Annotated in this window: 27 protein-coding genes and 2 pseudogenes; 12 read left to right on the forward strand and 17 right to left on the reverse strand. The window is 60.7% G+C overall.

Going from position 1 to position 26,814, the window contains the following annotated elements; genetic code table 11:
- Positions 1-94 precede the first annotated feature (94 nt).
- The 3 genes from HY896_08805 to HY896_08815 all read right to left on the reverse strand — a co-directional run bounded on the left by HY896_08805 (position 95) and on the right by HY896_08815 (position 2,506).
- Positions 95-517 (reverse strand): hypothetical protein, encoded by a 423-nt coding sequence (locus HY896_08805; protein ID MBI5576446.1) that lies wholly within the window; start codon positions 515-517, stop codon positions 95-97.
- A gap of 99 nt (positions 518-616) precedes the next feature.
- A complete protein-coding gene (locus tag HY896_08810; GenBank protein ID MBI5576447.1) occupies positions 617-1,675 on the reverse strand; it encodes a hypothetical protein in 1,059 nt (352 codons plus the stop codon).
- Between the two features lie 96 nt (positions 1,676-1,771).
- Positions 1,772-2,506, reverse strand: a complete 735-nt coding sequence (locus tag HY896_08815) for a hypothetical protein (GenBank protein ID MBI5576448.1) — start codon at positions 2,504-2,506, stop codon at positions 1,772-1,774.
- Positions 2,507-2,821: 315 nt separating this feature from the next.
- Between HY896_08815 and HY896_08820 the strand changes: the two genes are divergently transcribed.
- The 3 genes from HY896_08820 (at position 2,822) to HY896_08830 (ending at position 4,261) form a co-directional block, all read left to right on the forward strand.
- On the forward strand, positions 2,822-3,289 hold the full coding sequence (locus tag HY896_08820; protein MBI5576449.1) for a hypothetical protein: 468 nt from the start codon (positions 2,822-2,824) through the stop codon (positions 3,287-3,289).
- 367 nt (positions 3,290-3,656) lie between these two features.
- Entirely contained in the window at positions 3,657-3,836 is a 180-nt protein-coding gene (locus tag HY896_08825) for a type II toxin-antitoxin system HicA family toxin (protein ID MBI5576450.1), read from the forward strand.
- Positions 3,833-4,261: a type II toxin-antitoxin system HicB family antitoxin gene (locus tag HY896_08830; protein ID MBI5576451.1), complete on the forward strand. Its 429-nt coding sequence runs from the start codon at positions 3,833-3,835 to the stop codon at positions 4,259-4,261. Before HY896_08825 ends, HY896_08830 begins: the two co-directional genes overlap by 4 nt.
- Before the next feature lie 141 nt (positions 4,262-4,402).
- Here HY896_08830 and HY896_08835 read toward each other — a convergent pair.
- A pseudogene (locus HY896_08835) lies at positions 4,403-4,561 on the reverse strand (BBE domain-containing protein).
- Between the two features lie 168 nt (positions 4,562-4,729).
- Between HY896_08835 and HY896_08840 the strand changes: the two are divergent.
- Positions 4,730-5,719, forward strand: a complete 990-nt coding sequence (locus HY896_08840; GenBank protein ID MBI5576452.1) for a zinc-dependent alcohol dehydrogenase family protein — start codon at positions 4,730-4,732, stop codon at positions 5,717-5,719.
- 32 nt (positions 5,720-5,751) lie between these two features.
- Here HY896_08840 and HY896_08845 read toward each other — a convergent pair whose 3' ends face one another.
- The 6 genes and pseudogenes from HY896_08845 to HY896_08870 all read right to left on the reverse strand — a co-directional run bounded on the left by HY896_08845 (position 5,752) and on the right by HY896_08870 (position 10,898).
- A complete protein-coding gene (locus HY896_08845) occupies positions 5,752-6,507 on the reverse strand; it encodes an SDR family oxidoreductase (protein ID MBI5576453.1) in 756 nt (251 codons plus the stop codon).
- A 79-nt stretch (positions 6,508-6,586) separates the two neighbouring features.
- Positions 6,587-7,306 (reverse strand): hypothetical protein, encoded by a 720-nt coding sequence (locus HY896_08850; protein ID MBI5576454.1) that lies wholly within the window; start codon positions 7,304-7,306, stop codon positions 6,587-6,589.
- Between the two features lie 406 nt (positions 7,307-7,712).
- A pseudogene (locus tag HY896_08855) lies at positions 7,713-8,000 on the reverse strand (glycosyl transferase family 1).
- Positions 7,997-8,854: a prohibitin family protein gene (locus tag HY896_08860; protein MBI5576455.1), complete on the reverse strand. Its 858-nt coding sequence runs from the start codon at positions 8,852-8,854 to the stop codon at positions 7,997-7,999. Before HY896_08860 ends, HY896_08855 begins: the two are co-directional and overlap by 4 nt.
- A gap of 141 nt (positions 8,855-8,995) precedes the next feature.
- Complete coding sequence (locus HY896_08865) at positions 8,996-9,676, reverse strand: aldehyde dehydrogenase family protein (GenBank protein ID MBI5576456.1); 681 nt, start codon at positions 9,674-9,676, stop codon at positions 8,996-8,998.
- 271 nt (positions 9,677-9,947) lie between these two features.
- Complete coding sequence (locus HY896_08870; GenBank protein MBI5576457.1) at positions 9,948-10,898, reverse strand: ring-cleaving dioxygenase; 951 nt, start codon at positions 10,896-10,898, stop codon at positions 9,948-9,950.
- A gap of 234 nt (positions 10,899-11,132) precedes the next feature.
- Between HY896_08870 and HY896_08875 the strand changes: the two genes are divergently transcribed.
- Entirely contained in the window at positions 11,133-11,594 is a 462-nt protein-coding gene (locus tag HY896_08875) for a YHS domain-containing protein (protein MBI5576458.1), read from the forward strand.
- A gap of 83 nt (positions 11,595-11,677) precedes the next feature.
- Here HY896_08875 and pruA read toward each other — a convergent pair whose 3' ends face one another.
- Positions 11,678-14,698, reverse strand: a complete 3,021-nt coding sequence (gene pruA / locus HY896_08880; GenBank protein MBI5576459.1) for an L-glutamate gamma-semialdehyde dehydrogenase — start codon at positions 14,696-14,698, stop codon at positions 11,678-11,680.
- A gap of 153 nt (positions 14,699-14,851) precedes the next feature.
- Positions 14,852-15,121, reverse strand: coding sequence for a GIY-YIG nuclease family protein (locus tag HY896_08885; GenBank protein MBI5576460.1), 270 nt, complete (start codon positions 15,119-15,121; stop codon positions 14,852-14,854).
- 94 nt (positions 15,122-15,215) lie between these two features.
- Here HY896_08885 and HY896_08890 point away from each other — a divergent pair, with 94 nt between their 5' ends.
- Together HY896_08890 and HY896_08895 are read left to right on the forward strand one after the other, a co-directional pair.
- On the forward strand, positions 15,216-15,611 hold the full coding sequence (locus HY896_08890) for a YciI family protein (GenBank protein ID MBI5576461.1): 396 nt from the start codon (positions 15,216-15,218) through the stop codon (positions 15,609-15,611).
- A 42-nt stretch (positions 15,612-15,653) separates the two neighbouring features.
- A complete protein-coding gene (locus tag HY896_08895; GenBank protein ID MBI5576462.1) occupies positions 15,654-16,172 on the forward strand; it encodes a VOC family protein in 519 nt (172 codons plus the stop codon).
- A 93-nt stretch (positions 16,173-16,265) separates the two neighbouring features.
- Here the strand turns inward: HY896_08895 and HY896_08900 are convergent, their stop codons facing one another.
- The 5 genes from HY896_08900 to HY896_08920 all read right to left on the reverse strand — a co-directional run bounded on the left by HY896_08900 (position 16,266) and on the right by HY896_08920 (position 21,775).
- Positions 16,266-17,114 (reverse strand): dienelactone hydrolase family protein, encoded by an 849-nt coding sequence (locus HY896_08900; GenBank protein ID MBI5576463.1) that lies wholly within the window; start codon positions 17,112-17,114, stop codon positions 16,266-16,268.
- Between the two features lie 70 nt (positions 17,115-17,184).
- Complete coding sequence (locus tag HY896_08905; protein MBI5576464.1) at positions 17,185-18,657, reverse strand: hypothetical protein; 1,473 nt, start codon at positions 18,655-18,657, stop codon at positions 17,185-17,187.
- Between the two features lie 63 nt (positions 18,658-18,720).
- A complete protein-coding gene (locus tag HY896_08910; GenBank protein MBI5576465.1) occupies positions 18,721-20,406 on the reverse strand; it encodes a hypothetical protein in 1,686 nt (561 codons plus the stop codon).
- A gap of 76 nt (positions 20,407-20,482) precedes the next feature.
- Positions 20,483-20,803, reverse strand: coding sequence for a hypothetical protein (locus HY896_08915; GenBank protein MBI5576466.1), 321 nt, complete (start codon positions 20,801-20,803; stop codon positions 20,483-20,485).
- Positions 20,804-20,818: 15 nt separating this feature from the next.
- Positions 20,819-21,775, reverse strand: a complete 957-nt coding sequence (locus tag HY896_08920; GenBank protein MBI5576467.1) for a hypothetical protein — start codon at positions 21,773-21,775, stop codon at positions 20,819-20,821.
- A 226-nt stretch (positions 21,776-22,001) separates the two neighbouring features.
- On the opposite strand from HY896_08920, the gene HY896_08925 reads away from it, so the two are divergent.
- The 5 genes from HY896_08925 (at position 22,002) to HY896_08945 (ending at position 26,568) form a co-directional block, all read left to right on the forward strand.
- Positions 22,002-22,682: an SOS response-associated peptidase gene (locus HY896_08925; GenBank protein ID MBI5576468.1), complete on the forward strand. Its 681-nt coding sequence runs from the start codon at positions 22,002-22,004 to the stop codon at positions 22,680-22,682.
- 64 nt (positions 22,683-22,746) lie between these two features.
- On the forward strand, positions 22,747-23,748 hold the full coding sequence (locus HY896_08930; protein MBI5576469.1) for a lyase: 1,002 nt from the start codon (positions 22,747-22,749) through the stop codon (positions 23,746-23,748).
- 68 nt (positions 23,749-23,816) lie between these two features.
- Entirely contained in the window at positions 23,817-25,043 is a 1,227-nt protein-coding gene (locus HY896_08935; protein ID MBI5576470.1) for a TIGR00300 family protein, read from the forward strand.
- 21 nt (positions 25,044-25,064) lie between these two features.
- Complete coding sequence (locus tag HY896_08940; protein MBI5576471.1) at positions 25,065-25,898, forward strand: amidinotransferase; 834 nt, start codon at positions 25,065-25,067, stop codon at positions 25,896-25,898.
- A gap of 37 nt (positions 25,899-25,935) precedes the next feature.
- Positions 25,936-26,568 carry a phosphoribosyltransferase gene (locus HY896_08945; GenBank protein MBI5576472.1) on the forward strand — a complete coding sequence of 211 codons (633 nt, stop codon included), beginning with the start codon at positions 25,936-25,938 and terminating at the stop codon, positions 26,566-26,568.
- The last annotated feature ends 246 nt before the right edge of the window (positions 26,569-26,814 follow it).

Here is a 26,814-nt window from a genome sequence, read left to right on the forward strand (position 1 = left end):
TCAACGGACGGCTTGCGCTGACGGGAGGGAGGAACATAGGGGCGGAATATTTTATAGTTCCAGGCATCAGTTCGGAAAGATCCTTTCTGGAGACTCATATGGCTTTTCCCAGCAGCAGGCTCACCCGTTCGAATGCATCCCGGCAAAGCAACGCCCGGTCTTCCGGATCGGTCACCTCCTCGAAGTCGGCTACGGATACCGGTCCTACGTGCTCCACGGATGCGAAAGCAGCGGCAATCTTCTCCATGCCTTCCCGGACAAGGCCATGCCGCATATAAGGGTGGAACTCCTCAGACAGTGCATCGATTGCCCCCGGAAAGTGCCGCACGCAGTAATAGATATCCCAAGGGTCCTTTTCCTTTAGGCGATCGGAAAGTGCCATGCCCTTCATCACGAGGAAAGGCACGATGGAAGCGACTCGTACGATAACGGAATCCTTTCCGCCCCCCGGCAGTCCTCCCTCCACCCGCAATTCCGTCGGAGCCGTGAACGCCAGATCGCATCCCCTCGCCGCCAACGAGAACAATTTCGTCCCGGTATTCACCCAGCAGATGGACAAGTTCGATCAAAACGGACTTCGCCGCCCCGACCGCCTTATCCGTATAGTCCCTTCGGGTTACCATTTCGGCCGGATCACCTCATCGAGAAGTTTCACGGCGGCCTCCTCGCCCCGCCCCCGGAATCCTTTCAGGTCGAGATAGACTTGCACGGGCGATGCCACACGGATCCCATCTACCTCCTTGGCGCCGTAAAAAACCCCATCGTCGTAAGGCTCCAGTAGAGTCACATTCGCCCCGCTCGTAACCTCCTTAAGCCCCAGGGTGGTGATCAACTCCTCCAACGGTTTCTCGACATAGGCCATAGCACGTGGAGAGCGCACCATCGGCGCCAGCCGCGCCGCAGCGGAGAAGCCCGTCAGGGCATACCGCACCTTTCGATCCCGGCACTCCTCTGCCAGACCGGCCTCCAGGTCGGGAATCGGTTCGAGCGAGTAACAATCTCGAACCCGGTTCTTCCGGAAGGAGTAGTTTTCCGTCCATTCCGCCAGCAGCTTCTCCGGCTCTCGGATCGCCACTCCCCCTTCCGTTTTCCGGGTCCATTCCCGATCCTCCAGGAGCTTCTTAACGTTGTCCGCCAGTCCCAGGCTGACCTCGGATTCCCGCGCCAGCTCCTGAACCCTCCAAACCTTGCCGGGATTCGCCAGAAGAACCCTCAAGACCCGCGAAGACTTGGGCGAGTACAGCGAACGCAGATCACGTTTCTCCGCGAAAGGGTTGGGTCTTCCTTCCCGCTCGATAAACGCATTGTCGAAGACCAGCCGGCAATTCCCGGACAGGTCCACATAGCTCGTACCGTCCTGCTTGCAGAGCTCCGCAGATGCGGGAGAGATATAAGGCGCAATGAAGACCGGAACGACATCCGGTCGCTTCTCCCGGAAGCGCCAGAGTTGGTTGACCGCTTCGCGCGCCGCTCGGGGCTGTCCCACCGATTTGACCTCGGCAACGAAATACCGGGTCCCGGCCGGCGTACTGACGGTCGTAACAAAATCAGCCCGATGGCCACCGATGTCGCAATCCTTGTCGATACCCTGGACCTTGACGGAAGGAACCCCCTCCAGCGAGGATCGCAACGCCTCTGCCGCCTTCCGCTCCAGTTCTTCCCATGCAATTTTCATCTCCCTCACCTATTTCAACGTCTGTTGAAAATGCCATCCACAATGATAATAGCAGATTAGTTTTCATCAAACAAGGACTTTTCAGCAGATGCTGAATTACCTATATTTGGTGAAAGTCGATGCGGTGCCCTCATCCACCCCGGTGATGTCCTGGATGACGAACAGCTCCTCCGGTACGATGTCCCCGTCCCGGACGTAGCCGTTGTTGATGTGCACCCGGTACGCATTGTTCACGGGGATCCCGCACCCATCCCAACAGCCGCGATTCCGGACGACGATGTCCGCCTTTACGAAAACGTCGTCGTGGGAAAAGGTAGCCTCGTAGATGGCCTTCGTCCCGCGGTCGATCTCCTCGCGGGTTTTCGCCAACTGCTCGTCCTTGGTCAGCCCGTCGAAGGGTACGACGACTCCCCCGGGGAACAGCATGTGGGCATACACGCCGACCTCGTGCCCGCTTGCCCAGAGTGCCTCGAGCTCCGGCGTCGCCTCGCTGCGCAGTTCCGGCCGATGCCGGTCGAGGTACAGGGATTTATGGCACTGGAGGCCGCGAATATAGAGCGATTTGCTCAGGGAGGCTGATTTATTCGGCGGGGACATCTCCCCTCCAGGGGCGGGATCGGTGTCCACCGTGGCGTACCCCTCCTCCCACTCCAGGAGGGCCTTGCGCAGCGGCTCGAAGACGTTGTGCCCCCAGGAGCCGATCAGGCAATGGGGAGGCCAGATGGTGAGCGGATACCGCCCGCCCGCGTCCAGGGCCCGCACGTAATCGAGCATCCGGTCCCGGAGCGACCGGTCCCTGTGCCTCCACCGTCCCTTCTCGACGTCCTCCACGGTGATGATCGTGAAGGGCGCCGGGGGATTCCCCTTCGGGTCGATCCAGAAGATCGGGTGATCGACATCGACCAGGTGATAGGTGTCTAGGGTTACGCAGATGCGGTCCCACCGGTCCTTGAGCCGGCGGACGACATCGCTTACGCGCTCGATGTCCTCCTTGGCCCCCTTGATGTAGAGGGAACGGGCGGCGGCCCCAAGCTTCCGGGGGCGGAAAGAAAAGCGATCCGATTCCGCATTCCCAAGGGGGAGGGATTTCCTTTACTCTGGAAGGAACGATCGGCCCGTCGGCGGATCGCGGAGACATTGGCGTATATGAGGGATTCCGTGTCGAACATGTGGAAGGACAAAGTGAGGAGCCAGGACGCCGCCATCCTTGACTACGCCGTCCGCAACCGGCTCCTTCGCGGCCCGGGGCCGACGGCGGAAGCGCGATCGGATGCGCATGCGCGCGAGGCGGCGCGCGCCGAACGTAGGCGCCGGCGGCGCCGCGTTGGCGCTCCCCGGGCGGCTGCGAGGGCCGAAGGGATCTACCGCATGATCGCTCCTGCGGCCCAGGAGTACCCGTTTCAGGCGGTCACCGTCATCCGAAGACTGCTGGACGAAGGGGCGCCGGACGAGTTCGTCCAGGGAAATTACCAGACGCACGTCCGGTGCTGCGGCGAGATCGGCGTCCCGTCGATGCCCCTCATCCCCTACCTCGCGGAGCTGCTGGAGGTCTTCCTGCTGGACAGCAGGGCGGCCCGACGCAACGGGACGGTCCGGAAGGGATCGATACTGTAAGTGGACCAGGCTCCCTGCCCGCCCGGCGCACCCTGCGCGCCACGTCCTTTGTCGCGAGCAAGAAGAAAGCGGAGGATCTCGCTCACGATCGACCTCCAGGCCGGCGGCGGCACATAAATTGAAGATCGATTCGGTATGAGCGACGATTCGAAATCGCATATTCCGATATCAAGACCAACCCTTCGGACAGAGGACATTTCTCAACGAATTCATACCATTCGGGGGCACCGGGTCATGCGGGACGAAAACCTGGCGAACTTGAGGTAACAATTTGTGACGTCAAGGTTACGACTCTTTCTCGAACAGGTCCTGGCATGAATTTCGGTCGGAAATTGACAATACAGGTTATAACCTGTATTCTCGATCCATGACGGGCAAAGAGCTCGTCAAATTGCTGAGGGCAGCCGGATGGGTTGAGGACCGGATAGAAGGTTCCCATCATATTCTCGTAAAAGGAACCAGGACGATATCGGTACCGGTACATGGGAAGAAGGATCTAAAGAAAGGAACATTGGAAGCACTCCGAAAGCTGGGTGGCCTGAAATGAAGATCGTATATCCACTTATGATCCACAAAGCCGAAGAAGGAGGATACTGGGCGGAGTTTCCCGACCTTCCCGGTTGCGTTACCGAGGGAGACACGGAAGAAGAACTCCTGAAAATGGCGAAAGACGCCCTTTCCGGGTGGCTTGCGGTGCGCTTTGAACGCAATTTTTCGATTCCCGAAGCGAAGCCACTGAAAGGGAAAAACGTTCGCTGGGTGGAGCCATGTCCCGATGTAAGTATCCCCTTGATGATTCGAAAAATTCGAACCGATTTAGGTCTGAGTCAAAAAGAGGTGGCGCACCGGCTTCGTATCACATACCAGTCCTACCAGGCATGGGAAAATCCGAAGGTCGCCAATCCCACCCTCAAACAACTCGCGAAGTTGGCGGATGCCGTCGGTAAAAAATTAATCATCGAAATGGCTTGAAGTCACGATCAGTGACCTCAACTGGTTCGAAATCCGTTCACATCGGGAGCGCGGCCAGCCTGTCGATCAGGGATTCCTGCTCGACCCAGGCTCGCCGTTCGAGAACGGCCTTCAGGGTTTCCGCGAGGTGGGCGTCCGGAGTCAGGCGCGGATGGACAGGGCGTGGCGGAAGACGTTGCGGGGGTCCCAGCGGGTCTTGATCTGCTGCAGCCGGGGGTAGTTGTCCTTGTAGTACAGCGTGTGCCAGGGGACCCCGGAGGTATTCCACTCCGGATCGGCGAGGTCGACATCCGGATGGTCGGCCTCTGCTTTTCGCTGGAAGCACCAACTTCGGAATGTTCAATGATCTGTTGTCCTGGTCGCTCACGGAAAGGCAACCCTGGCGCCGGGGCGAGACCTCCTTCCGCTTCGGCGAATCCAATCGGTAATAAGCAATGTCCAGAGATCGGGAGAAGAAAGGAGACCGTCATGGCACGCCTCGTCCGATTCCACCAGAACGGTGGCCCGGAAGTGTTGAAGGTCGAGCACGTGGACGTACCGCCGCCGGGGCCGGGAGAAGTCCGCATCGCGGTGAAGGCGCTTGGCCTGAACCGGGCCGAGGCGATGTTCCGTTCGGGCCACTACCTGGAGCCACCCACGTTCCCCGCCCGCCTCGGTTACGAGGCGGCAGGTAACGTCGCGGAGCTCGGCGAAGGCGTGCAGGGCTTTAAGGTCGGCGACGCCGTCAGCACCATCCCGGCGTTCTCGCAGAACCAATACGGCGTCTACGGCGACACGGCAACCGTGCCGGCCTTTGCGGTGGCCAGGCACCCTGCGTCGCTGTCGTGGGCCGAGGCGGCGGCGGTATGGATGCAATATGCCACCGCGTACGGCGCGTTGATCGACATTGCGGGCCTGAAGGCGGGCGACACCCTGCTGATCCCGGCGGCTTCCAGCAGCGTGGGCATTGCCGCCATCCAGATTGCACGGATGATCGGCGCCACGCCCGTGGCGCTCACGCGCGGCAGCGGCAAGCGCAAGGCTTTGCTTACCGCCGGTGCGGCGCACGTCATCGTAACCGAAGAGCAGGACCTGGTCGCCGAGGCGAACAGGCTCACCGGGGGGAAGGGAGCCCGCATCGTGTTCGACCCGGTGGGCGGGCCCACCGTAGCCAAGCTGACGGCGGCGATGGCCGAGCGCGGCATCCTGTTGCTGTACGGCGTCCTCGGCACCGACCCGACACCGCTGCCGCTGTTGGACGTGTTGGCCAAGTCGCTGACCATCCGCGGCTATCTCGTGTTTGAGGTCACCCAAGATCCGCCGCGGCTCGAACGAGCCAAGAAGTTCATCGTCGACGGTTTGTCCGCGGGCAAGCTCAAGCCGGTGGTCGCCAAGACGTTCCCTCTCGAGCAGATCGTCGAGGCGCATCGGTACCTGGAGTCGAACCAGCAAGTCGGCAAGATCGTGGTGACGGTCTAAGTGCGGTACATGGGACTTTCGAGAGAAACCCGCTAACGGTGCTGCTTCCCCCTGATCAGGAGCATGAGGGAGCGGATGAGAGAGCCGGGCACGACGAACAGTTTTCCCCGCGAAAGGCCTCGCAAGGAAGCGTCCACCACGTCCTCCGCGGACATCCACCAGGCCGCGGGAGTGTGCTCCCTCCCGATCCCCGATGCATCATGGAATTCCGTGAGGGTGTAACCCGGACAGAGCGCCTGCACCTTGACGGGCGATCCGGCGGCGTCAAGATCGAGGCGCAGCCCTTCCGTGAAGCTGTTCATCCACGCCTTGGTGGCGCAGTAGCCGGCGTTTCCGTGGCTCTGTCCGAAGGCGGCCACCGAGGAAACGTTGACCAGGGTCCCTTTTCCGCGGGCGACCATTCCTGAAAGGGCGGCGTGGCACAACCGTACGGCGGCGATTACATGAAGACGGTGCATCCGGTCCGGTTCCTCCACGGGAGCCTGAAAAAACAGGCCGCGGGTGCCGAAGCCGGCGTTGTTGACAAGGAACTCAAGCTCCCCGGCGCGGGCGATCCGCTCCTCCACCTTCCGGAGATCGGCGTCGTCGGTCAGATCCGCCGCCAGGACCTCCACCGCAGCCCCGTGGTTTGCCTCCAGTTCCTCGGCAAGTTTCTCAAGACGGTCTTTTCTGCGGGCAACCAGTATCAGATCGTAACCTTCGGCGGCGAGACGCCTGGCGTAGACGGCTCCGATTCCGCTGGATGCGCCCGTCACCAATGCAGTCCGCCCGGCGCTTTTCCGTTCCATGCTCGTCATTATTGGATGTCCGGTCAACGATAGGATGGCAGATTGGGAGCAGGGACGGCGTGTTCCGAAAGGCCCTGCCCTAATTGCAGGGGATGGTGCCGACGATCTTATACGCAATCTCCATGTATCCCTGCTCGAACTCCTCTTCCGCGGGGGCGGCGCCGTCCGCCATCCACTCGGCGAACTTCCGTTCGCCGCCTTCGAAGACCAGGTTCTCCACGCCAAGCAGTTTTCCGGTTTTTCCGTCGTATCGGCGGACGCGGACCGCCAGAAAGACCGACAGGGGCGGATCGCTCCCCCATTGAGTTCCCTTGAACCCGACGGAGACGACGCCGATTTCAAGGATCGAGTCGAACCCTTCTCCCGCAAGGGAGCTGTAGTCGGCTTCGTCGTCCGGCGCCGACCAGGACTCGTCGGGAAGAAGGATATACCGGCACGCGCAGTCCTCCGTTTCCGTCTCGAGGACCCGGTCCGTCATGATCTCCTGGATCCACAGGTTCGCGAGACCCTCCGTCGCCTCCTCGATCTTCCTCGCCTCGCGGGCGGGCATGGCCTTGATCGCTCCGTGCACGCCTCCGACGATCGCCCCTACGGAGCCGGTGGCGGTCGCCACCGCGAGTATCCCGATCGCAACGTACCCGCATTCCTGGCCGCTGCAACCGTGCATCCCCTCGCCGAGGATGCGAAGCGGGACCTCCGCGCCGGTGAGGAATCCGCGTCCCGCCCCTCTCACGGCTCCGTCTACCCTGCCCTTCCCGGGCAGATCCAGTCTCACTTCCGGCTGGAAGGTCGCGGTCACGATGCCCACGGTTCCCGGAGCGTCGGACGTGCGCCCGTTTCTTGTCGGCGAAACATGTCCGCATCCGGCTTGAACCACGAGGAGGAGGATAAGTAGATATGGCCCGATCTGCCGGGAGATTCGAGGAAGGGACTTATACGGCGCAAATTCCATCGTGCACCCCGGATGCGGCGAGAGGCGGACGCCGCCCAACGGAGATTCTCACACAGCCGGTATCGTCCTGCAATAATACCCTTTATCGGACATGCCGCAGCGTGCGGCGCACCGGCGCCTTCCTCTTTCCTCTTAACGCCGCGGCAACTCTCGCCCAGGAGACCAGTTCCTCGTCGTCTTCGACGATATCCTCCGGAACCTCGTAATACGACTTCAGGACCACCTCGCCGCCCGGCGCAAAGGGGCCCATCGCCCGGTCCGTGAGGTGGATCTCGCCGCCCTGGAGGGCATTGTGCATCTTCTTCGTGATGCTGAAAAAATCGGGCGATCCCTGGATCACCCTCCAACCCGTCTTGATCCCGAGGCTGTTCAGGAGCAGCGTTTTCGCGGACAGGATCTCCGCGACGCCGCCCCCGTAATACGTCGAATTGACGTGGGCGATGTGCAGATGCCGGAGCGGCTTCGCTTTCCCGAGTATCCGTTCGACCGTCTCCGCGCCGACGTACGGCTCGAAATCCTCGACCTTCACGATCCGGTTCATCTCTTCGGAACTTCGCCCACGCCGATGAACGGCACCGCCCCGCCCCCGGTAACCTGGGGAAGGATCCCGTTCCACTTCTCGATGGCCCTCAGATTTGCCTCCACCTTCCTGAGCTCGATGAGGTCCAGGGATATATTCGCCCTCTGCAGCCTCAGCGACTCGGCCTCCGCCTTCGCCGCCGTGACCTTCTGTTCCGCCTCGATCTTTATCCGCTCCAGGTCCCTTCGCGCCTTCAGCGCGAGCTGTTCCGCCGTCTGCTTGGACTCGATGGCTTCCATGAAGATCTTGGAGAAGCTGAAACCGACGATGGAGAATGCGTCAACGGCGATGTTGTTCGTTATCAGCCTTTCCGTAAGGTTCGATTTCATGGCATCGCTCACCGCCGGCCTCTTCGTTATGAGCTCTTCCGCCGTGTACTTGGCCGTCACAGCCTTAACCACCTCCTGCACCGCGGGGTCGATGATCCGCTCCTTGAAATGGATGCCGATCGTCTGGTAGACGACGTTCGCCTTGTCCGGAACGATGTGATAGTTGATCGCGACCTCCGAGGTCACTTCCTGGAGGTCGAGCGAGGCCGCCGCCGCGCTCGTCAGCGATTTCTGGACCTTGACGTCCATCGGGACGATCCTCTGCATGATCGGCATGCGGATGTGCAGCCCTTCATCGAGCACGACGCCCTGAACGGCCCCGAAGTTGAGGACGACCCCTCTTTCCCCCGCCCCGATCTGCGCCCACGGCTTCAGGAACAGGAAGAACGCCGCGATGATCGCGCCGATCGCCGCCATCCTCACCGGCCTTTTCCTTACGGCGGTACGCATTGCGTCCCTTGCCGCGAAGACGTTTCTTTCATCCATCGCGTCACCTCCTTATTCCTTATCCTTAAGATGACGCCGACTCTATATGATTTCGCGGGAGGGGTGCGATCGTTTTACGGCGTCCGCCGAATTCATGGGTTGACGGAAATTTTCTATTATGCAAACTGTCTCTAACTGCCATTACCATTTGGGGTGGAATGAAACGGGTCGTCGCCGGCATTGCCATATCGAGTGCAGCGATTGTCGTCGTGAGTTACCTCTTGTCGTATTCCTCCCTGAAGGATTCTTCGACTCCCCCCCCGGGGAGATCATCCGCCGGGGAGTTGGCCGATTTCCGGAGGCTCCGAGCGGGGATGGCGGAATCGCTTGCCTCGATCGTACCTTCACCGCCGGTAGACACGGAACAGGCGGTAGCGTCGAACCGCTGATCAGCGGGAACACGACATAGGCGTGTGAAGTCGGGCCTGCCCGCGAACCGCATGTTGTATCCCCTGCGGACCAGGTAGGCGTAACGCGGATCGTCCCGCCCGATCTTGTCCGAAGAAAGAGGAGGTAATCGGGGCCGCCCGCCTTGGAGCCGACGCCCGACATCTTGAATCCCCCGAAGGGCTGCCGGCCCACCAGGGCGCCCGTGATTCCCCGGTTGATGTACACGTTGACGACGGCGAAGGCATCCCTCACACGTACGATCTTCGCCGGACTCCGGGAGAAGAGCCCGCCGGTCAATGCATAGTCGGGGGGGTTCGATTCTTTAAGATCACAAACTGTGATCTTAAAGACCGGTCGCGGACACCATCGTAAATTCCTCCCCAACGCATTTACCGAGCAAGGCGTTGCGATGCTTTCCGGAGTCCTCAGCAGTCCTCGTGCAGTTCAGGTCAATATTGCGATTATGCGGGCGTTTGTCCGGAAAATCCGAAGATCGCCAATCCGACGCTCAAACAGCTCTCGAAGCTGGCGGACGCTGTCGGGAAGAAACTCATCGTCGATCTATCTTGATGCCGCATTTTACGACTTCAATTTTATGGGGTGGCCGTTCTCGCCGGATTATACCGCGATATCCATAGCCACAAAGGCCGGAAAGAAAACGGGTGTGGTGCGAGTGTAACGAGCGTGGCCCAGTTGAACGATCTCATGAAATCGCCGGAATTCGTACGGGAGGCAGGATCTCTTCCAGGCTGGAGCGGCGTGGTTCGAGCCCGGGGGGAAGCAGAAGGCGCGAGCCGAGGTGGTCCGGGGGTTCGTCTACGGTAAAGCCCGGGGAATCGGTTGCAATCTCATAAAGGACGCCGCCGGGCTCCCGGAAGTAGATCGAGCGGAAATAGACCCGGTCGATGACCGGAGAGACGTTATACCCCAGGTCCACGAGCTTGCTGCGCCACGCCGCCTGTTCCTTCGGGCCGGCGGTCCGGAAGGCCACGTGATGAACCGTCCCCACCGCCACCTGGCCGGACGGTGCGGAATGAAGACAAAGAAGGTCCACGACAGCGCCGGGAGCCCCGCCCCCGGACTCGTATCGGAACCTGTTCCCCTCCTCGTGCGACGGGGTGAAGCCGAACGTATTCGCATGCAGTTCCGCGGTCCTCTCGTAGCCTTCCTCCAACAGGGTAACGCCAAAGAATCCCCGGATAGCATGAGCCGCGGATACCGGACCATCGCTCCAGGGATCGCGTGACTCCGCGCTGGCGTGCGCCACCAATTCAAGCTGGAGCCCGTCCGGGTCCGCAAACGGGATGACCTCCTCATCGAAACGGCGGTGCGGAGCCGTAGCATCGATCCCGCTGGCTTTCAGCCGCTCGATCCAGAAGCCCGCCGCGTTCCGGGGGATGGAGAAAGCGACGGCGGTCGCCTGGCCCGTCCCCCTTCGCCCCCGGGGAGCCCCGGGCCAAGGGAAGAAGGTGAGGATCGTCCCCGGGCGTCCTTCCCCGTCGCCGAAGTAGAAGTGGTATGTCGAAGGGTCGTCGTAGTTGACTGTGAGCTTTACGAGCCTCAGCCCCAGGATGCCCGTATAGAAATCGAGATTCCGCTGTGGATCGCCGGCGATCGCGGTCACATGATGGATGCCCGATATAGTCCCTGCCATGGCGATCCTCCTTTCGGTGCAACGTATAAGTTAGAGATGCTTTTTGAGGATGTGAAGGATCGGTGCCTTGATGTCGGTTCGCCGGGCGAAAGCAACCCCGCAAAGAGAAGTTGAACCGGAAATGATTCGCAGGGTGTAAGGCGGCCGGGCCTGCAGCGACTAATACCCACGCATCCGGACGAACGCGGCCGCGTATCGGGTCGGAACAACCATGAAACAGGAAGGAGCGATGGAATGAAACGTCTAATCAGTACATTCGCCATGATCGCCGTTGTGGTCTTGTTCGCATCCGCGGCGAGCGCGGCAAACCTCGTCAACGTGGCGGGCGCCAGCGGCATCGCGCTGAACGGCTATGATCCCGTGGCGTTCTTCACCGACGGAAAACCTACGCACGGAGACCCCGGCGTTACGTCAACCTATAACGGAGCAAAATATCTCTTCGCTTCGAAGGCGCACAAGGCGCAGTTCGACGCGGATCCGGAGAAGTTCGTCCCGCAGTTCGGCGGCTTTTGCGCCTACGGCGCGGCGTTGGGGGCGTTGTTCCCCGTGGATATCAGCACTTGGCAGATCCGGGACGGAAAGCTCTATCTCAACCTCAACCCGGCGATCGCAAAGGAGTTCAACAAGAACCCCGCGGGAAACATCGCCAAGGCCGAGAAGAATTGGCCCGGCCTGGTAAGCAAAAACACCAAATAGACGCGTAAGTCGATACGAACCAAAGTGGGGGAACCGCTACTCCGGTTCCCCCCTGTTTTTTTCTGCCGGGAAACCGGATTGGGTCAAAGCAGGATGTCAGGTGAAAACCCCCGGCGCATCGTGTTTTCCGTGATGGCCCTCGGCTCCATGAACTGGAGGAGGTAGTCGGGGCCGCCGGCTTTGGAGCCGACGCCGGACATCTTGAACCCGCCGAAGGGCTGCCGCCCCACCAGGGCGCCCGTGATCCCGCGATTGATGTACAGGTTGCCGACCTGGAAGGTCTCCCGCACGCGAGCGATGGTTGCAGGGCTGCGGGAGAATAGCCCTCCGGTCAACGCATAGTCCGAGGAGTTCGCTATCTGCACTGCCTCTTCGATATCCCTGGCGCGGATGACGGCGAGAACCGGGCCGAAAATTTCCTCCGTGAGTATCCTCGAATCCGGGGGAAGGTCCGTGAGGATCGTCGGGGAGACGTAATACCCATCCGCCGGGACCGGGATTTCGGCGGCCACCCTCCCCTCCCGCCTCCCAAGTTCGATAAATGTGAGTACCTTCTCCTTCGCGGCGGCGTCGATCAGTGGGCCGATCATGTTGGCAGGGACCTCCGGCGGGCCGACCGTCAAGCTCTGTACCGCCTCGCACAAGCGGGACAGGAACCGGTCGTAGCAATCCGCGTGGACGATCGCCCGGGAGCAGGCGGAGCATTTCTGTCCCTGGTAGCCGAACGCGGACTGCATCACCGCCGGCACCGCCTGGTCCAGGTCAGCGTCCGCATCGACGATTATCGCGTTCTTCCCCCCCATCTCCACGACGGCCCGTTTTACCGACTTCTGCCCCGGCGCGGTCTGCCCCGCCTTCTCCACTATCCGAAGCCCCACGGTCCGGGACCCCGTGAACAGGATGAAATCGATATCCGGGTGTCTTACGAGGTGATCCCCGACGGCATCCCCCTTGCCGGGGATGAAGTTCAACGCGCCGTCGGGCGCTCCGCCATCCCGCAGCAGGGAGAATGCGAGCCACCCGTTGATCGGAGAGAGACTCGACGGCTTATAGAGAACGGCGTTCCCGGCGACCAGGGCCGCGCCGGTCATCCCTACCGAGATTGCCAGGGGGAAATTCCACGGGGCTACGACGAGACCCACTCCGCGCGGGCGGTACAGGTAGAGGTTTTCCTCTCCGGGGCAGTCGCCCAGGCGCATCGGCTTGCCCAGGCGGATCATCTCACGGCCGTAGTATTCGAGGTAGTCGATCGCTTCGGCCACGTCGGCGTCCGCCTCCGCCCAGTTCTTCCCCGCCTCTCGCACCTGCCATGCGGCAAGCTCGATCCTGCGGCGACGGGCTTCGGCGGCGGCTCGGAACAGCACCTTGGCCCGTTCCTCGGGGGATCGCCGCGACCAATCTTTTTGCGCGGCACGGGCGGCAGACACGGCCCTGTCGGCGAGCTCCCGCGTGATCCCGAAGACGGTCCCAACGATTTCCAAAGGGCGGGCCGGATCGACGGAGACGATCTGCTCCCCCTCCCGGTATTCCTTCCCGCCGATGAACGCAGGATAGTTCTCCCCCATTCGGCTTCCTACCCGCGCGAGGGCGTCCCGGAATGCGTTGCGGGTCTCTTCCCTCGTGAAATCCGCCGCAGGCTCGTTGGAAAACGGCGCGATCCCTTCCGGATCTTTCCCGTGCGACGTTTCCTGCGAGTATCCTTCCGGCTCCGCAAGCAGCGCTTCGGGAGATACGTGCTTCATGAATGCCTTCTGGAGGAACCCTTCGTTCGAGGCGTTTTCCAGCAGGCGGCGAACCAGGTACGCCATCCCGGGGAGAAGCTCCCCAACGGGTGCGTATTCGCGAACCGCGAACCCCATCGACTTGAGTGCGCGCTTGATCGGTTCGCCCATGCCGTAGAGCATCTGGAACTCGTAATGTTCCCGGGGGACCTCCAATCTTTCGGCCGTCGCCAGCGCCTTGGCGATCGAACGAACGTTGTGGGATCCTACGGCAAGCGTCACGTACTCGTGATATTCCATCGCAAGTTCCACGCACCGCTCGAAGCTCGCATCCGTGTGCATCTTCCGCGGGAAGACGGGAATCTCCCACCCCTTTTGCCGCGCCACGACGGTCTCGTATTCCCAGTAGGCCCCTTTCACCAACCTGATCGTTACGCGCCGGTTCCTCTCTTTCGCCCAGCCGATCAGCCGCTTCATGTCCTGCTCCGTGCATCTGAGATAGGCCTGGAGGGCGATCCCGGCCCCTTCCCATCCGCGGAACTCCGGTTCGTCCAGTGTTTGCATGAAGACGTCCAGCGTGATGTTTTTCAGACTGTGAATCTCCATGTCGAGGTTCACGAACCCGCCCGCCTCCCTCACCTTGCGAAGGACCGGCAGGAGCCGTTTTCGGACCTCGCGGACGCTGTCCTCGTGATTGGCAGGGCCGATGCGGGAAAAAAGGGAACTGATCTTGACGGAAAGATTGAGGCGGGGGAAGGATTCTTCCATGCTCGGGTCGATCGGAGGCCAGCCGGGGATCTCCCGGGAGAACGTGTCGGCCAGCAGCAGGTAGAGATCCCGGTACCGGTCCGCTTCCGCCTCGGACACTACCGCCTCCCCCAGGATATCGACGGTAAAAGTTTTCCCCTCGTTCCAAAGGCGGCGCAGGGAAATCAGGGCATCCTCGGGAGATTCTCCCGCTATGAAGGTCTTCGAGAAGCGGGCGACACCCCGTTTCACGAGGGCCGCGGTGAGCGCTGCGGCGGTTGCGGAGGCAAAGCCGGCTGAAGAGGCGGAAGCCGGGCTTGAGGCGGACGGATCGCGATCTGAACCCGAGCCGGCTGCGGAAAGGAGAAAATTGATGAAACCGGGAAGCGGCGACTCGCCGCCTTTAAAATATTCACCGGCGTGCCGGACTACCTGCCGGCTGTCGGCCAGCGACGGGAGGACGTCGATGAACCGGAAGAGCGGGATCTTGAGTGCGGGGTCGCGCATAACCCGCTCCATCATCCGTCCCGCCCACCACTTCCTGTCGAAGACGGCCGGCGTCTCCGTCCCCATGAGCCGGAAGATCTCCAGCCCCTTCACCCTTACGGCATCCTGGGCGCCGGACACCGGCCCCATGGTTTTGCCTCCCGCTATCCGCGATTTCGATAATTTTTATGATGAATTGCAATGCCCCCTGGTTGCCGCGGAATACCGCGCAGTTCCCCGGGCACGAAAAACGAGTACTCATTCTGAATTGCCAGGATCGGCATGGAGCCGAGATGCGGCGAGTCAGGCACTTGCTGCCCACTTTCGTTTCGCGTCCGGTGTCAACTTCTTCAATGAGCTTTCGACCCGCAGTGCCGTGCCGCGGTCAGGGTACCGCCGCGCGCCGATGATCCGGATCGGTTTCCTCGCTCGCGTAAACCTGGAACCCTTTCCGCTCAGGTGTTCGAGGAAGCGAGATTCGGGATCGACAGCGATCCCCGTGTAAATGCATTCTCCCGCGCATTCAAGCATGTAGACCCAGAATTCCTTATTCGTTTTTCGCTTCGGTCCCATCGGTCCTTTTATAGCACGGCGGATCTTCCGGCCGGTACTCGGAATCGAATATGAAAGCGCAGGGAACCATAACGCACGATCAAGGGAGGGACCCATGAAATTCTATTGCCTCGGATACTACGACGAAAAGCAGTGGCAGAAATTGCCCGAAAGCGAACAGAACGCGTTGATGGACGAGTGTTTCGCATACGATGACGAACTGAAGAAGAACGGCAACTTCGCCGGCGGGGATGGTCTCCAGAGCGCCGGAAACGCGGTGACTCTACGATGGAAGAACGGCAAATTAACCATTTCCAAGGGACCGTATGCCGAGACAAGGGAACAGTTGGGGGGAATCCTCATCCTCGAAGCCAGGGACCAGGACCACGCCGTCGAATTGTTATCGAAACATCCGGGCGTCAAGGCGGGGCCTTTCGAGATTCGCGCGGTCGAGGACATGTCGGCCGTTATCGCGGAAAGCGAACGAAGACGGTCGAAAAAGATCGCTTGACGGATTTTGGAACCGTTACAGGAGGCATGGAAAGGAATGGCTATGGGGAAAATCACACCGTTTCTATGGTTCGAGGACAAGGCCGAAGAGGCAGCGAAGTTTTATATCTCGGTTTTCAAAAACTCGAGGATCGTAAAAACCACTCGCTACGGCGAAGCGGGGGCTGAAGTCACCGGGAGGCCGAAGGGTAGCGTGATGACGGTTGCATTCGAGATCGATGGCCGGGAATTCGTGGCGCTGAACGGCGGCCCCATGTTCACGTTCAACGAAGCGATATCGCTTGCCGTGAACTGCGATACGCAGAAGGAAATCGACGTATTGTGGGAGAAGCTGTCCGACGGCGGCGAAAAGGTCGAATGCGGGTGGCTCAAGGACAAGTACGGACTATCGTGGCAGATAGTGCCTTCCGTATTGGGCGAGTTGTTATCCGGCCCCGATCCCGACAAGTCGGACAGGGTCATGCAGGCGTTGCTCGGCATGAAGAAACTCGATATCGAAGAACTGAAGAAAGCGTACGAGGAAAAGCAATTCGACGTTAAAGCGGAGAGAAAAGCCGGTTAGATGTTCGCCGCGGGGCGTTTCCCGTGAACGGCGCAATAAGGGTTTTACGCGTCTCGCATGGATTGACGCCCCGCTTAAAAAAAGAATCGAAACTTACCGCTCCAGGTATTTTTTCAGGTGATCGATCGTGGCGGGCCAGGCTTTTTGCGCCGCGGTCAAATTCGCTCCGTCGCGTTCGCCCTGGGCCCGGAGGAAACCGTGGCCCGCCCGCGGGTAGGTGTGCGTTATGAATGACTTCCCAAGTTCCCTCATCCTCGCCTCTGCAGGACCGACGGTGGCGTTTACCCTGGCATCATCCCCCCCGTAAAGTCCGAGAACCGGCGCCCGGATCGTTCCCATGGAATCGGACCCGGGGGAAGTGCCGTAGTAGACAACGGCAGCGTCAAGGTCCGGCTGCGCGGTGGCGTAGTGGAAACTCTTCCCGCCGCCCCAGCAGAATCCCACGGTAGCGGATTTGCTCTTTGCAGCCGGCAGCCCCTTCCCGTAACGCCTCACGGCGTCCAGGATCGCGACGACCTCTTTCGCCTTGATGTCCCGCACGGCCTTCACGACATCGTCCCGGCTGCCGAACTTTTCGGTCCCTCCCCCGCCCGGTCCCTTGCCGGAAAGGAGATCGGGAGCTATGGCGATGAACCCTTCCGCGGCCAGCCTGTCCGCTACGGCCCGCACCCAATCGGTCAGACCGTATATCTCATGGATGACGATCACGACGGGCGCCTTGTCCTTGCGCTCCGGGTAGGCGACGAAGGCGGACACCTTTCTTTCTTTACCGGGAACGGAGATGTAGGCCCATTCGTGATGGCGTGGGGAACGCTCCAGCGTGCCCTTTGCGTCCGGTTCGCCGGGAGGAATGGCGCCCCCACCCGGTTCGGCGGCTCCCGCTGAAAACGGGACCGCAAGAACCGCAAGGAGAAAAGCGAAGTTTGCGATAGTCCTTCTCATAGCGCGTTTAAGATGATTCCCAAGCCCATTTCGGTGCGTCGTCGAATCGTCGCATGGCCCGGCAACCGTTTCAGGGAAGAACGATATTGGTCCTTTCGGCGTCCGATCGTACCGCCGCCTTGGCATTTATCCTTGCCCGCAGGTTCTCCGCGCGAATGCGAACCGCTTCCGATGCCGCATCCGGGAACCCTTTCCATGGATCTGCGGAACTGTCGACCAGTCCCCTGACATGCGCGAGCAGCGGATTGGGCGCTCCCCCTCCGCCGGTCGCCTCCACCACCTGGACGCCGGTTGCCTGCGCATCGAGGGATTCGTTGTACAAGCGTATCGAGACGATGTTCAGCTCTTCATCCGCCAGGACCATCGCTCCGCCGTGCATGGGCTCGGGGTCCACTGTTTCCACTACCCACCCTCCCGTGTTGTAGACCCGGACCTTCCCCGTGTACTTGTCGAAGTCCCTCCCTTCCTGGAACGGCTTGTGGGTATGCCCGAATACGAAGGTCACTTGCTGCGGTACCGGCAGAACCTTTTCGCCGCACTCATTGTCCAATTGGTGCCGGAGAGGGACGTTCATGTACCACTTGAGGCCTTTTTCGGCGTCCTCGCTGAGCAGCCGGGCCCCTTTCGTCCTTTCCATGGCGAAAACGGCCTCCACGGCCACATCGAAAAAAGCATTCAATAACGCGGCTTCCATATTGTCGCCCAATCCCGGCAGGTTATACTTTTTCGCAAGGCTCCCGGCGAGATCGTGGAGCAGATTCTTGAACGCTTTCTTGTCCTGCATCTTTTCGTAGATGATCTCGACGTCGTTCCCCACGTCGCCGGATCGGCCCAGAGTGGACCAGAAGAAGTCGATCCATGCGTAATTGAACGCTTCCACGTTCCACACATGTTCGGGCACTTGCTGCTTTGGAAAGATCATGCCCATGAGTTTGCTCATGAGCAGGTAGATCGATTCGATGAAATGGCCGTGGCTGAAGACGACGCACCTTTTCCCGTCACTGCCCAGAACGCCGTAGTTCGGGTACGCCGCGGCCACGATGGACTTCTTCAAGTGGGGATATCGCTGAATGAGCCGGGTGGGGAAATAAAGGGGTACCGGCGGGTCCTTGTCCACGAAGAGGTTCGTAGTGTGCCATGGGATATCCAACTTGTTTCCGGGGGGGATCGTCGAAATGTAGTTGATGTACTGCGTTTCCCGCGCGCTTTCCCAAAGGTGGTGGTCGTGGTTGCCGGGGATGTAGACGATCTTGTCGAAGAGCTGTCCTCCTTCGGGCATCACGCGCTCGATGAACCGCTCGAATACCATCGCCGCCACATTGTCCGTCGCCAGGGCCATTTCGAGAATGTCCCCGTTCAAGACCAGCGTTGGCTTCGTCGCCTGGTCTTTCAGGAGTGTCTTGATGCATTCGACCAACCGGACCATCACCGGGCTGGGGTGATACGGGTCTACCTCCGTGCTTTCCGTCCGAAGGTTTGTCAGAAGGCTGTCTTCCTCACCCAGGTGCATGTCCGACAGGGAAACGTAACGGATCTCCGGCATACGCGACCTCCCGAAAGGCGTTCGCCCCGTTCGCGTTGATTTCCCCCATTCCCCCGCTCGACGTTACGTGCCGTTGCTCTCCGCGCTCTGTCCGTCGGGGTTGATCACCCTGATCACAGCGGCGCCGGCAACCTGCCTTTCCGCTTCCTTGGGTATTACGATCAATTCAGATACGAACTCCTTGCCCTCCGGCGGCCGTTCAGCCGGCTTCACCCGGTCGGCAGGCAGCGGGTGTCCATAGATCCGGACTTCCGCCCGCGGCGACAGGTTTTCTCCGATGATCCGGATTTCATTCGGAGGTCTGTCTACGGCGAAGCGCTTCGGCTCGCAGTCGAAATCCTTGATCACCGGTCCCGGTTTCCGCGCAAACTTTCCGGCGAGATAGCCTATAGAGCTTGCGCCCATCAGTTGGTTGAAGTTCTCCGGGATCTCCGGCATTTTCGTTACCGTTGCCGGATCCTGCACAAGCGTCCCCGCGACGAAGCCGGCCACGCCGAGGATCGTCCAAAGAAAAAACTGAAGCCGCTCGGGAGCGAACACCCCTCCTGTCGTCAGGAAATCGCCGATCCCGGGGTGAATCGGCCCCGCGCCCTTGCTGCCGCGGAACCCCGTGGCGCCCACCGCCACCGCCGTCGTCGTCGCGCTGAGCCCGAGCAGCGTGGGCAGGCCATCAGGAACTCTCGGCAGCGCCCAGTTCCCCTGCACGAGCGACTGCGACAACGCAAGGTAGGAATATGCAACGATGGCGGCAGCCGCCCACAGGATCAGCTGGAACTTGGACAAGCTGTAGGTATTCGTCTGGTTATCGATCAGCAGGAAGGTCAGTGTGCCGGAATTCCGATGACTCCGCCGGTAATGTTCTACCCTTTCCCGGGAAAAGAAATACACCGTCCCGATAAACAGAGACAATATCCCGAAAGCGCCCAATCTCGGCCAGTAGTACTGCACGCACGAGAGCACCAGCCGCTTCGGTTCCGAGATTTCCTGGTCGCCCTCCACGCTGACGACAAACGGCCGGTGAACGGACACGTTGTCGAGGAAAGACTGCCGGTCCAGCGAAAGCCCGTAGATCCGCAGCGTCCTCCAGTTCCAGATCAGGCAGGGATATTTCCCATCGCAGGCGGTTTCCGACATTCCGCCTTTTTTGTCGTTCAGGCGTTTCTCGAAGAGCACCTTGGCGTCGTTGATCCAGACGTCAAGTTCCTCCGCCTTGTATTGAGCGAAATCGTTCCCGACGAGTTCGAAATCGAACCTGCCTTCCGACGGATAGCACACCCCGGGCATCACCGCCGCAATGGAAGGTTTTTCGGTTCCCCGCACCCTGATATCCTCCGGGCCCCGCGCGAGCACCTTGCCGTCCTCGTCGACCAATTCCGACTTGTATGTGCCTCTGCGCATGTGATCGGAAATCCTGGCCTCCGCAACGCCTCTGCGCACCTGCTCGCGATCGAGCGCAAAGTCCTTGACCGTGTTATTGGGCAAAGTGAGACGCAGAAACAATTTGTTCTTCTTTATGACGTCGAGCTTGCCGCCGAGATTGACCCTGACGACGGCATCCGGACCGGGACGGATCCATTTCGGCGTCACTTCAAACGCTTTTTCGGCGGCCAGACACGGATTCCATGCCGCCATTCCAAACATCGAAAGAAGAACAAGAGACAGGAACGCCCATCTCGCCATGGGAACGGGAGACGCTACGACGGCGGAAAACGTCAGCCGGAATTCCGGAACCGCGGCGCCTTTCATCATAAGCACGTCCTCCTCTCTGCGGCTTCCCGCTTCGCGGTCAACGGCGCCGCCCCCACGTCAGCCGTGCAGGTTGACGTTATACGACTCTTGCAACGATCTTCCCGGCGATGTCGAGGACCCTGGCGACCTTTTCTATCGTCCTTGCAACCTCCTCGATCCCTTCCATGGCTTTTTGAATGGAAGCCATGGCGGAAGCTGCGGCTTTCGAAAATTCCACGTAACCGCTATCGGCCTCGTCGATCGCAACGCCGACCGCCTGCTCGGCAAGATCGGACGCTTGCCTGTATTGTTCCTCGATCGTTTTGTAATCCGGGCTCTCCACAGGCGTCGCATCGCGCAAATTCCCGAGCCGATCGGCAATCTCCTTCAACTTCAGGGCAATCTTGTCGTCCGGCATCGCCCTTCCTCCTCTTTACTTTTGGGTGAACGGCTTGACGGCCTTCGCCAGTTCGCTTACGTCCCTGGAGAATGCCTTGACGGCATCCAGCGTGATCTGCCGCTCCATCACCAGTTCGACGAGTGTCTTGTCCGCTTCCCTCAGGGAGGCGACGGCCTTGAGCATCTTGCCCGTCACGCGGTCCAGGTTTTCCCTGGCGTCGTTCGCCATTGCGAGTCCCTCGATCAGGATCGCCCTGTCCGCGATGCTCCCTGGCTCCCGTTTCAGCACGTTGATCGACTCCCTTGCAAGACGATCCTGCACGACGTCGACGCCGGACGCGAAGCCGGTTCCTTTGACGTTGAAATCATTTTCCAGGCTGTCGCAGAGATGCCGGACGAGAGGAGACATTTTCGGCACGATTTCCCGTATCACCCGCTTTTTCCCGCTTTCGATCCAAAGCCCTCCCGCCATGGTCAGAAGCTTTCCCAGGCCCTCGACCTGTCCCGCGTCGAGCGGGTTTCCCGGGAATTTTTTTACACTCTCCATGAACGCGTCTGCCGCGGCGTTCAGCTCCTTCTCCTGCGACTTTTCCGAAAGCGCCTGGAGGAGGTTTCCGTATGCGGTGAGCGTGTCCACTGCCTTCAGCCTTTTTTCAAGATTGTCCGGGTCGAGCCCCGAGTCCAGGTTAAGTTCCTCGGTGTAGAATTTCCGGTCTGCGGGCTTGCCGTCGGGTTTGGCCGCCGGCAGCTTCTTTCCTTCGATGGCCAGGCGCGTCGTCTTCATCATGATGACGTCGCTTCGGAATGCCTTGAACTGCTGCGCGCTCGCCGCACCCAGTGCACTGGAAGCCTGCGCGAAGGACCCTACGCCTTCCTTTTGGACATTCGTCAGTCCGCAGCTCGAAAGAAACCCGGCAAGCGCGATTCCGCAAAGGACTGCGGAGGCGATTCCACATCCGGAGGGCCTCGAGGCGACCGGCCTGATTACCATGTATGCTCCTCCCCCCAGCGCACGATTCGGAGATTCGACGTTCAAGGCATAGATATCTTTTATCCGATAATGCAGAATTTATCACTTAACCGATGACATATTGGTGGCAAATTGATAAGTGACTGTTTACATTAACTAATATCATTATATTTATATGCCGCGCGCATCGCTTGCGCTTCCACTTTTAATCGACCGGTATTATGGTGGACAGGGGGCATCGACGACAATGTGCGGACGGTTTACGCTCTTCGAAGCCGATTCGATACTTTCCAGGGAATTCGGTGCGGATATATCCGCGAGCCCGACCCCTCGATACAATATCGCCCCTTCTCAACAGGTCCTTGCCGTTCGCGTATCGCCCGGAACGGAAAAGCGGGAGTTTGCCTGGTTGCGCTGGGGATTGATTCCTCGATGGGCGAAAGATCCGTCCATCGGCAATCGCATGATCAATGCACGCGCCGAAACCGTCGCCGGGAAACCGGCCTTCCGTGACGCTTTCAAGCGCCGGAGGTGCCTGATCCCTGCGAGCGGATTCTACGAGTGGATGAAGGGGGAGCGCAGGAAACAACCCCATTACATCCGCTTGAAGAACCGCCGCCCGTTCGGGATAGGCGGGCTTTGGGAACAATGGCAGGGACCGGGCGATCCGCCGATCGAAAGCTGCACGCTGCTCACCACTGAAGCGAACGAAACGATTTCCCCGCTGCATGACAGGATGCCCGTGATCTTGCCGCCCGAATCCTACGATCTATGGCTGAATTCGGAGGTAATGGACCGCGAACTCCTGCTGCCTATCCTGCGTCCCTTCCCCGCCGATGAAATGGAAGCGTTCCCCGTCGGATTCCGGGTAAACGATCCGAAGGTAGATAATCCGCGTTGCATCGATCCGATTGACGCCTCTCATTGACCGCTACCCGGATCCCCCGACCTGCAAGAGGAATCGAAAATGAAGGGACAGCGAGGATCGGACGATGAAAGGGAGAGTGTTCGCACTTGTTCCATTCCTGGTCGCGGCGTGGATATCCGCTGCGTCGGCAACTGTGTCGATCCAGGAGTACGATATTCCGACGCCAGCTTCCTTTCCCCACGATCCTGCCGTCGGCCCCGACGGATCGCTTTGGTATACGGGAATGCGATCGAACATGCTGGGGCGTCTCGATCCGAAAACCGGAAAGATCCGCGAGTATCCGATAAAAACACCGGAATCGGGTCTGCACGGGCTGGCGGCCGACAAGGACGGGAACATCTGGTTCACCGCCAGCTACAAGGGATACATAGGCAAGCTGGATCCGGCGACCGGTCAGGTCACCGAGTACCCGATGCCCGACCCGGGTGCGCGCGATCCGCATACGCCGGCGTTCGACGGCAAGGGAATTCTTTGGTTTACGGTCCAGTCGGGGAACTTCGTGGGGAGACTCGATCCCGAAACCGGCAAAATCACCCTTATTCGCCCTCCAACGGCCGGCGCCCGTCCTTACGGAATCGTAGTCGATGCGAAGGGTATCCCGTTTTTTTGCGAATTCGGCACGAACAGGATCGGCAGGATCGACCCCGCAACCATGACGATCACCGAGTACCGACTGCCGGAAGGGGCCAGGCCGCGGAGGCTCGCCGTCGCGCCTGACGGGCTCGTATATTACACCGACTACTCGCGCGGTTACCTTGGGCGCCTGGAACCCGACAGCGGAAAGACGGAAGAATGGCCGTCGCCCGGAGGCAAGGGGTCGAAACCGTACGGGATCGCGGTCGGGACAATTGGCGAGGTCTGGTACAGCGAGTCGGGACCCGAACCGAACACGATCGTGATGTTCGATCCGAAAACGAAGGCGTTTTCGCGCTGGGCGATCCCTTCGGGCGGTAAAGTGATCCGCCACATGGCAGCGGCGCCTTCAGGGGATATCTTCATTGCATGCAGCGGAGCCAACAAGGTCGGGATCGTAAATACCGGTCTTGCGCGAACGAACGGCAAATAAATCTTCCGCCGGAATTTCCCGGCGGAGCATCCAACCATAAGAAACGGGAATGCGACGCGAGGGAACCCATGGCCACGTTCTCAAAGGTCGTCGAATTGCGGGGTCACATCATAGACTCCCTCACCTTTCCCAAGGTCCTGGACGAGATCCTGGACCACGGCGCCGAGTACGAAACGGAAGAGATCGACGTCGGAAAGAAGCGCCAGGACCCGAGCTACGCACGCATCCGGATCACTGCGCCGTCGGAGGAGGTCCTGCTCAAGGTCCTCGGGCACATCCGGCGCCTGGGGGCCATGGCGGTCGAAGAAGAGGAAGTACGCCTGGATCCGGCTCCGGGCGACGGCTTCTTTCCCGACGGCTTCTATGCGACTACAAATCTTCCCACCTGGGTTCGGCACGGAGGCCGCTGGCTGGAAGTCGAAGACCTCTGTATGGACAGCGGTATCCGGGTGCTCCCTGAGGAAGGCCGGGCGGCCTGCGTCAAAATGTACCAGGTCAAGGCAGGCGACTTTCTGGTGGCGGGTCAAGAAGGCGTCCGCGTGGAGCCCCTGAGGAAGGAGCTCTCCCGCCGCGGGCTCTTCGAGTTCATGTCCAGCACCGTCTCACCCGAGAAACCGAAGGTGCTTATCATCGATGAGATAGCCCGGGAGATTAGGCGGATAAAGATGGAAGGCGGGGGACGGATTCTCTGGGTTCTGGGGCCGGCCCTGGTACATACGGGAGCCCGGGACTGTTTCAGCGCCCTCATCGAAGCCGGGTACGTGGACGCGGTCTTCGCGGGGAACGGTCTCGCCGCGCACGATATCGAAGTTTCCCTGTACGGCACTTCCCTCGGCGTATCGACCAGGGGGGGAAAGATCCTCCCGCGGGGACACGAGCACCATCTCCGCGCCATCAATTTCATCCGGTCCGTGGGGGGGATCTCGCGGGCGATCGAGCTGGGTCATCTTTCAGACGGCATCATGCATGGCCTCGTCAAGGCCGGAATCCCATACGTTCTTGCCGGCTCCATCCGCGACGACGGCCCCTTGCCGGAAGTGATCACCGACGCCGTCGAGGCCCAAAAGCGGATGCGGGAGCTCTGCCGGGGGGTGTCCATGGCCGTGATGATCGCCACCATGCTCCACTCCATCGCCACGGGCAACCTGCTGCCCGCGAAGGTCCGCACGGTGTGCGTGGACATCCAGTCCGAAATGGTGACCAAGTTGGCCGACCGGGGGACCCATCAGTCGCTGGGCCTGGTAACCGATGCCGAGCTGTTTCTGCGCGAGCTCGCCGGGAAGCTCAAGGGATGAATGAACGGGCCGATCGGCCCGATGACACGCATAGCCCGCATTTCTGACGGGGGGGCTTCCTTGCGCCGCATCCTCATGTGCGAACCGGCCTACTACGGCATCGAGTACGAGATCAACCCATGGATGTCCCGCGCGCGCCAGGCCGATCCCGCCCGTGCCCGGAAACAGTGGGAGGACCTCTACAACCTGCTCGAAAATAAACTGGGGCTTTCGGTCTCGCTCCTTGCGCCGGTCGAGGGGGTCCCCGACCTCGTCTTCACCGCGAACGCCGGCCTGGTCCGCGGGAACACCTTCATCCCGAGCAACTTCCGGCATCCCGAGCGCCGCGCGGAAGCCCCGGTCTTCCGGCGTTGGTTCGAAAAGGAAGGCTACGATATCCGCCCCCTTCCCGCGGACCTTCCCTTCGAGGGGGAGGGCGACGCTATCGAGGTCGGCGGCGAGATGTTCTGCGGCTACCGGCTCCGCTCAGACATCCGCACCCATGTCCACCTCGGAGAGTTCGTGGGAAAGCGGGTCCTGTCGCTCGAGCTCGTGGATCCACGCTTCTATCACCTGGACACCTGCTTCTGCCCGCTCGCGGAGGACGCCGTAGCCTGCTATCGTCCCGCCCTCGATCCTTATGCCCTTAAGGTGATCGAGACCTACGTGCCCCGGATGGTCGAAATCTCCAGGGAGGACGCGCTCCGGTTCGCCTGCAATGCCGTGGTGGCGGGGAAAAAGGTCGTGCTGAACGCCGGCTGCGGGGATTTCAGGCGGAGCCTTCGGAAGTCGGGATACGAGGTGTGGGAGACGGACCTCTCGGAGTTCATAAAGGCCGGCGGCGCCGCAAAGTGCCTGGTGCTTTTCCTGGATTGACGGAGGGGAAGACCACATCTAATGATCAGAGGGGATCATGAAGTATTTCACCGACCGCAGGGATGCCGGGAAACGATTGGCCTCGGCTCTTGAGCGATACGCGGGCCGCAGGGACACGATTGTCCTGGGGCTCCCCCGCGGCGGAGTTGCCGTGGCCTACGAGGTTGCAAGAGGGATCGGCGCACCCCTTGACCTGCTTCTCGTCCGGAAGCTCGGCGTGCCGGGCCAGGAGGAGCTGGCGATGGGGGCGATAGCCTCCGGCGGGATACGGGTGTTGAACGACGACGTTGTTCGCATCGCTGGAATCACCCCCGAGGAAATCGCGGCCGTCGAGTCGAGGGAACAGCGTGAGCTGGAGAGACGGGAGCGCGCATACCGCGGGGAGCGGCCGCCGCCCGATCTCCGTGGCCGCACTGTCGTTCTCGTCGACGACGGCCTGGCGACCGGCGCCACGATGCGTGCGGCCGTCCATGCAGCGCGTTCCCTGGGAGCTGTGCGTATCGTCGTCGCCGTGCCCGGTGCGCCCGCCGAAACGGCGGAATCCATCTCGCGTGAAGCGGACGAGTTTGTGGTTCTGGCCGTGCCGGAACCGTTCTGCTCGGTCGGGACGATGTACGAAACCTTTGCCCAGGTCGCCGACCAGGAGGTCCGCGGATTCCTCGCGGCATGACGGTGGAACCGAATCCGTCTCCCAGCATCCAACCGGGGGCGGCCGGGTGATCCAAACCATCCATCGGAACGGAGGGCGTGATGATGATCGTTTGCGAACAATGCTTGTATTGGGTGAAGGCGAAGGCGTGTCCGGAGTGCAAAGCGGCATCCGAAGAAAGCCGCGAATGCCGCCGGAACGCGCCCGAACCCGTCTCGGACAAGAACGAAATGATAGCCTATTGGCCGCACACCCGCGTGAGCGACG

Source organism: Deltaproteobacteria bacterium (assembly GCA_016218975.1).
Lineage (GTDB): Bacteria > Desulfobacterota > Deferrimicrobia > Deferrimicrobiales > Deferrimicrobiaceae > JAENIX01.

Coding starts and splice junctions, on each gene's coding strand:
- HY896_08905 (MBI5576464.1), bottom strand. CDS start 18,657: ATGCCGGAGATCCGTTACGTTTCCCTGTCGGACATGCACCTGGGTGAG.
- HY896_08885 (MBI5576460.1), bottom strand. CDS start 15,121: ATGGGACCGAAGCGAAAAACGAATAAGGAATTCTGGGTCTACATGCTT.
- HY896_08910 (MBI5576465.1), bottom strand. CDS start 20,406: ATGATGAAAGGCGCCGCGGTTCCGGAATTCCGGCTGACGTTTTCCGCC.
- HY896_08930 (MBI5576469.1), top strand. CDS start 22,747: ATGAAAGGGAGAGTGTTCGCACTTGTTCCATTCCTGGTCGCGGCGTGG.
- HY896_08875 (MBI5576458.1), top strand. CDS start 11,133: ATGAAACGTCTAATCAGTACATTCGCCATGATCGCCGTTGTGGTCTTG.
- HY896_08830 (MBI5576451.1), top strand. CDS start 3,833: ATGAAGATCGTATATCCACTTATGATCCACAAAGCCGAAGAAGGAGGA.
- HY896_08890 (MBI5576461.1), top strand. CDS start 15,216: ATGAAATTCTATTGCCTCGGATACTACGACGAAAAGCAGTGGCAGAAA.
- HY896_08845 (MBI5576453.1), bottom strand. CDS start 6,507: ATGGAACGGAAAAGCGCCGGGCGGACTGCATTGGTGACGGGCGCATCC.
- HY896_08810 (MBI5576447.1), bottom strand. CDS start 1,675: ATGAAAATTGCATGGGAAGAACTGGAGCGGAAGGCGGCAGAGGCGTTG.
- HY896_08925 (MBI5576468.1), top strand. CDS start 22,002: ATGTGCGGACGGTTTACGCTCTTCGAAGCCGATTCGATACTTTCCAGG.
- pruA (MBI5576459.1), bottom strand. CDS start 14,698: ATGGGGCCGGTGTCCGGCGCCCAGGATGCCGTAAGGGTGAAGGGGCTG.
- HY896_08940 (MBI5576471.1), top strand. CDS start 25,065: ATGACACGCATAGCCCGCATTTCTGACGGGGGGGCTTCCTTGCGCCGC.
- HY896_08860 (MBI5576455.1), bottom strand. CDS start 8,854: ATGGATGAAAGAAACGTCTTCGCGGCAAGGGACGCAATGCGTACCGCC.
- HY896_08870 (MBI5576457.1), bottom strand. CDS start 10,898: ATGGCAGGGACTATATCGGGCATCCATCATGTGACCGCGATCGCCGGC.
- HY896_08945 (MBI5576472.1), top strand. CDS start 25,936: ATGAAGTATTTCACCGACCGCAGGGATGCCGGGAAACGATTGGCCTCG.
- HY896_08900 (MBI5576463.1), bottom strand. CDS start 17,114: ATGAGAAGGACTATCGCAAACTTCGCTTTTCTCCTTGCGGTTCTTGCG.
- HY896_08920 (MBI5576467.1), bottom strand. CDS start 21,775: ATGGTAATCAGGCCGGTCGCCTCGAGGCCCTCCGGATGTGGAATCGCC.
- HY896_08895 (MBI5576462.1), top strand. CDS start 15,654: ATGGGGAAAATCACACCGTTTCTATGGTTCGAGGACAAGGCCGAAGAG.
- HY896_08935 (MBI5576470.1), top strand. CDS start 23,817: ATGGCCACGTTCTCAAAGGTCGTCGAATTGCGGGGTCACATCATAGAC.
- HY896_08825 (MBI5576450.1), top strand. CDS start 3,657: ATGACGGGCAAAGAGCTCGTCAAATTGCTGAGGGCAGCCGGATGGGTT.
- HY896_08840 (MBI5576452.1), top strand. CDS start 4,730: ATGGCACGCCTCGTCCGATTCCACCAGAACGGTGGCCCGGAAGTGTTG.
- HY896_08820 (MBI5576449.1), top strand. CDS start 2,822: ATGAGGGATTCCGTGTCGAACATGTGGAAGGACAAAGTGAGGAGCCAG.
- HY896_08915 (MBI5576466.1), bottom strand. CDS start 20,803: ATGCCGGACGACAAGATTGCCCTGAAGTTGAAGGAGATTGCCGATCGG.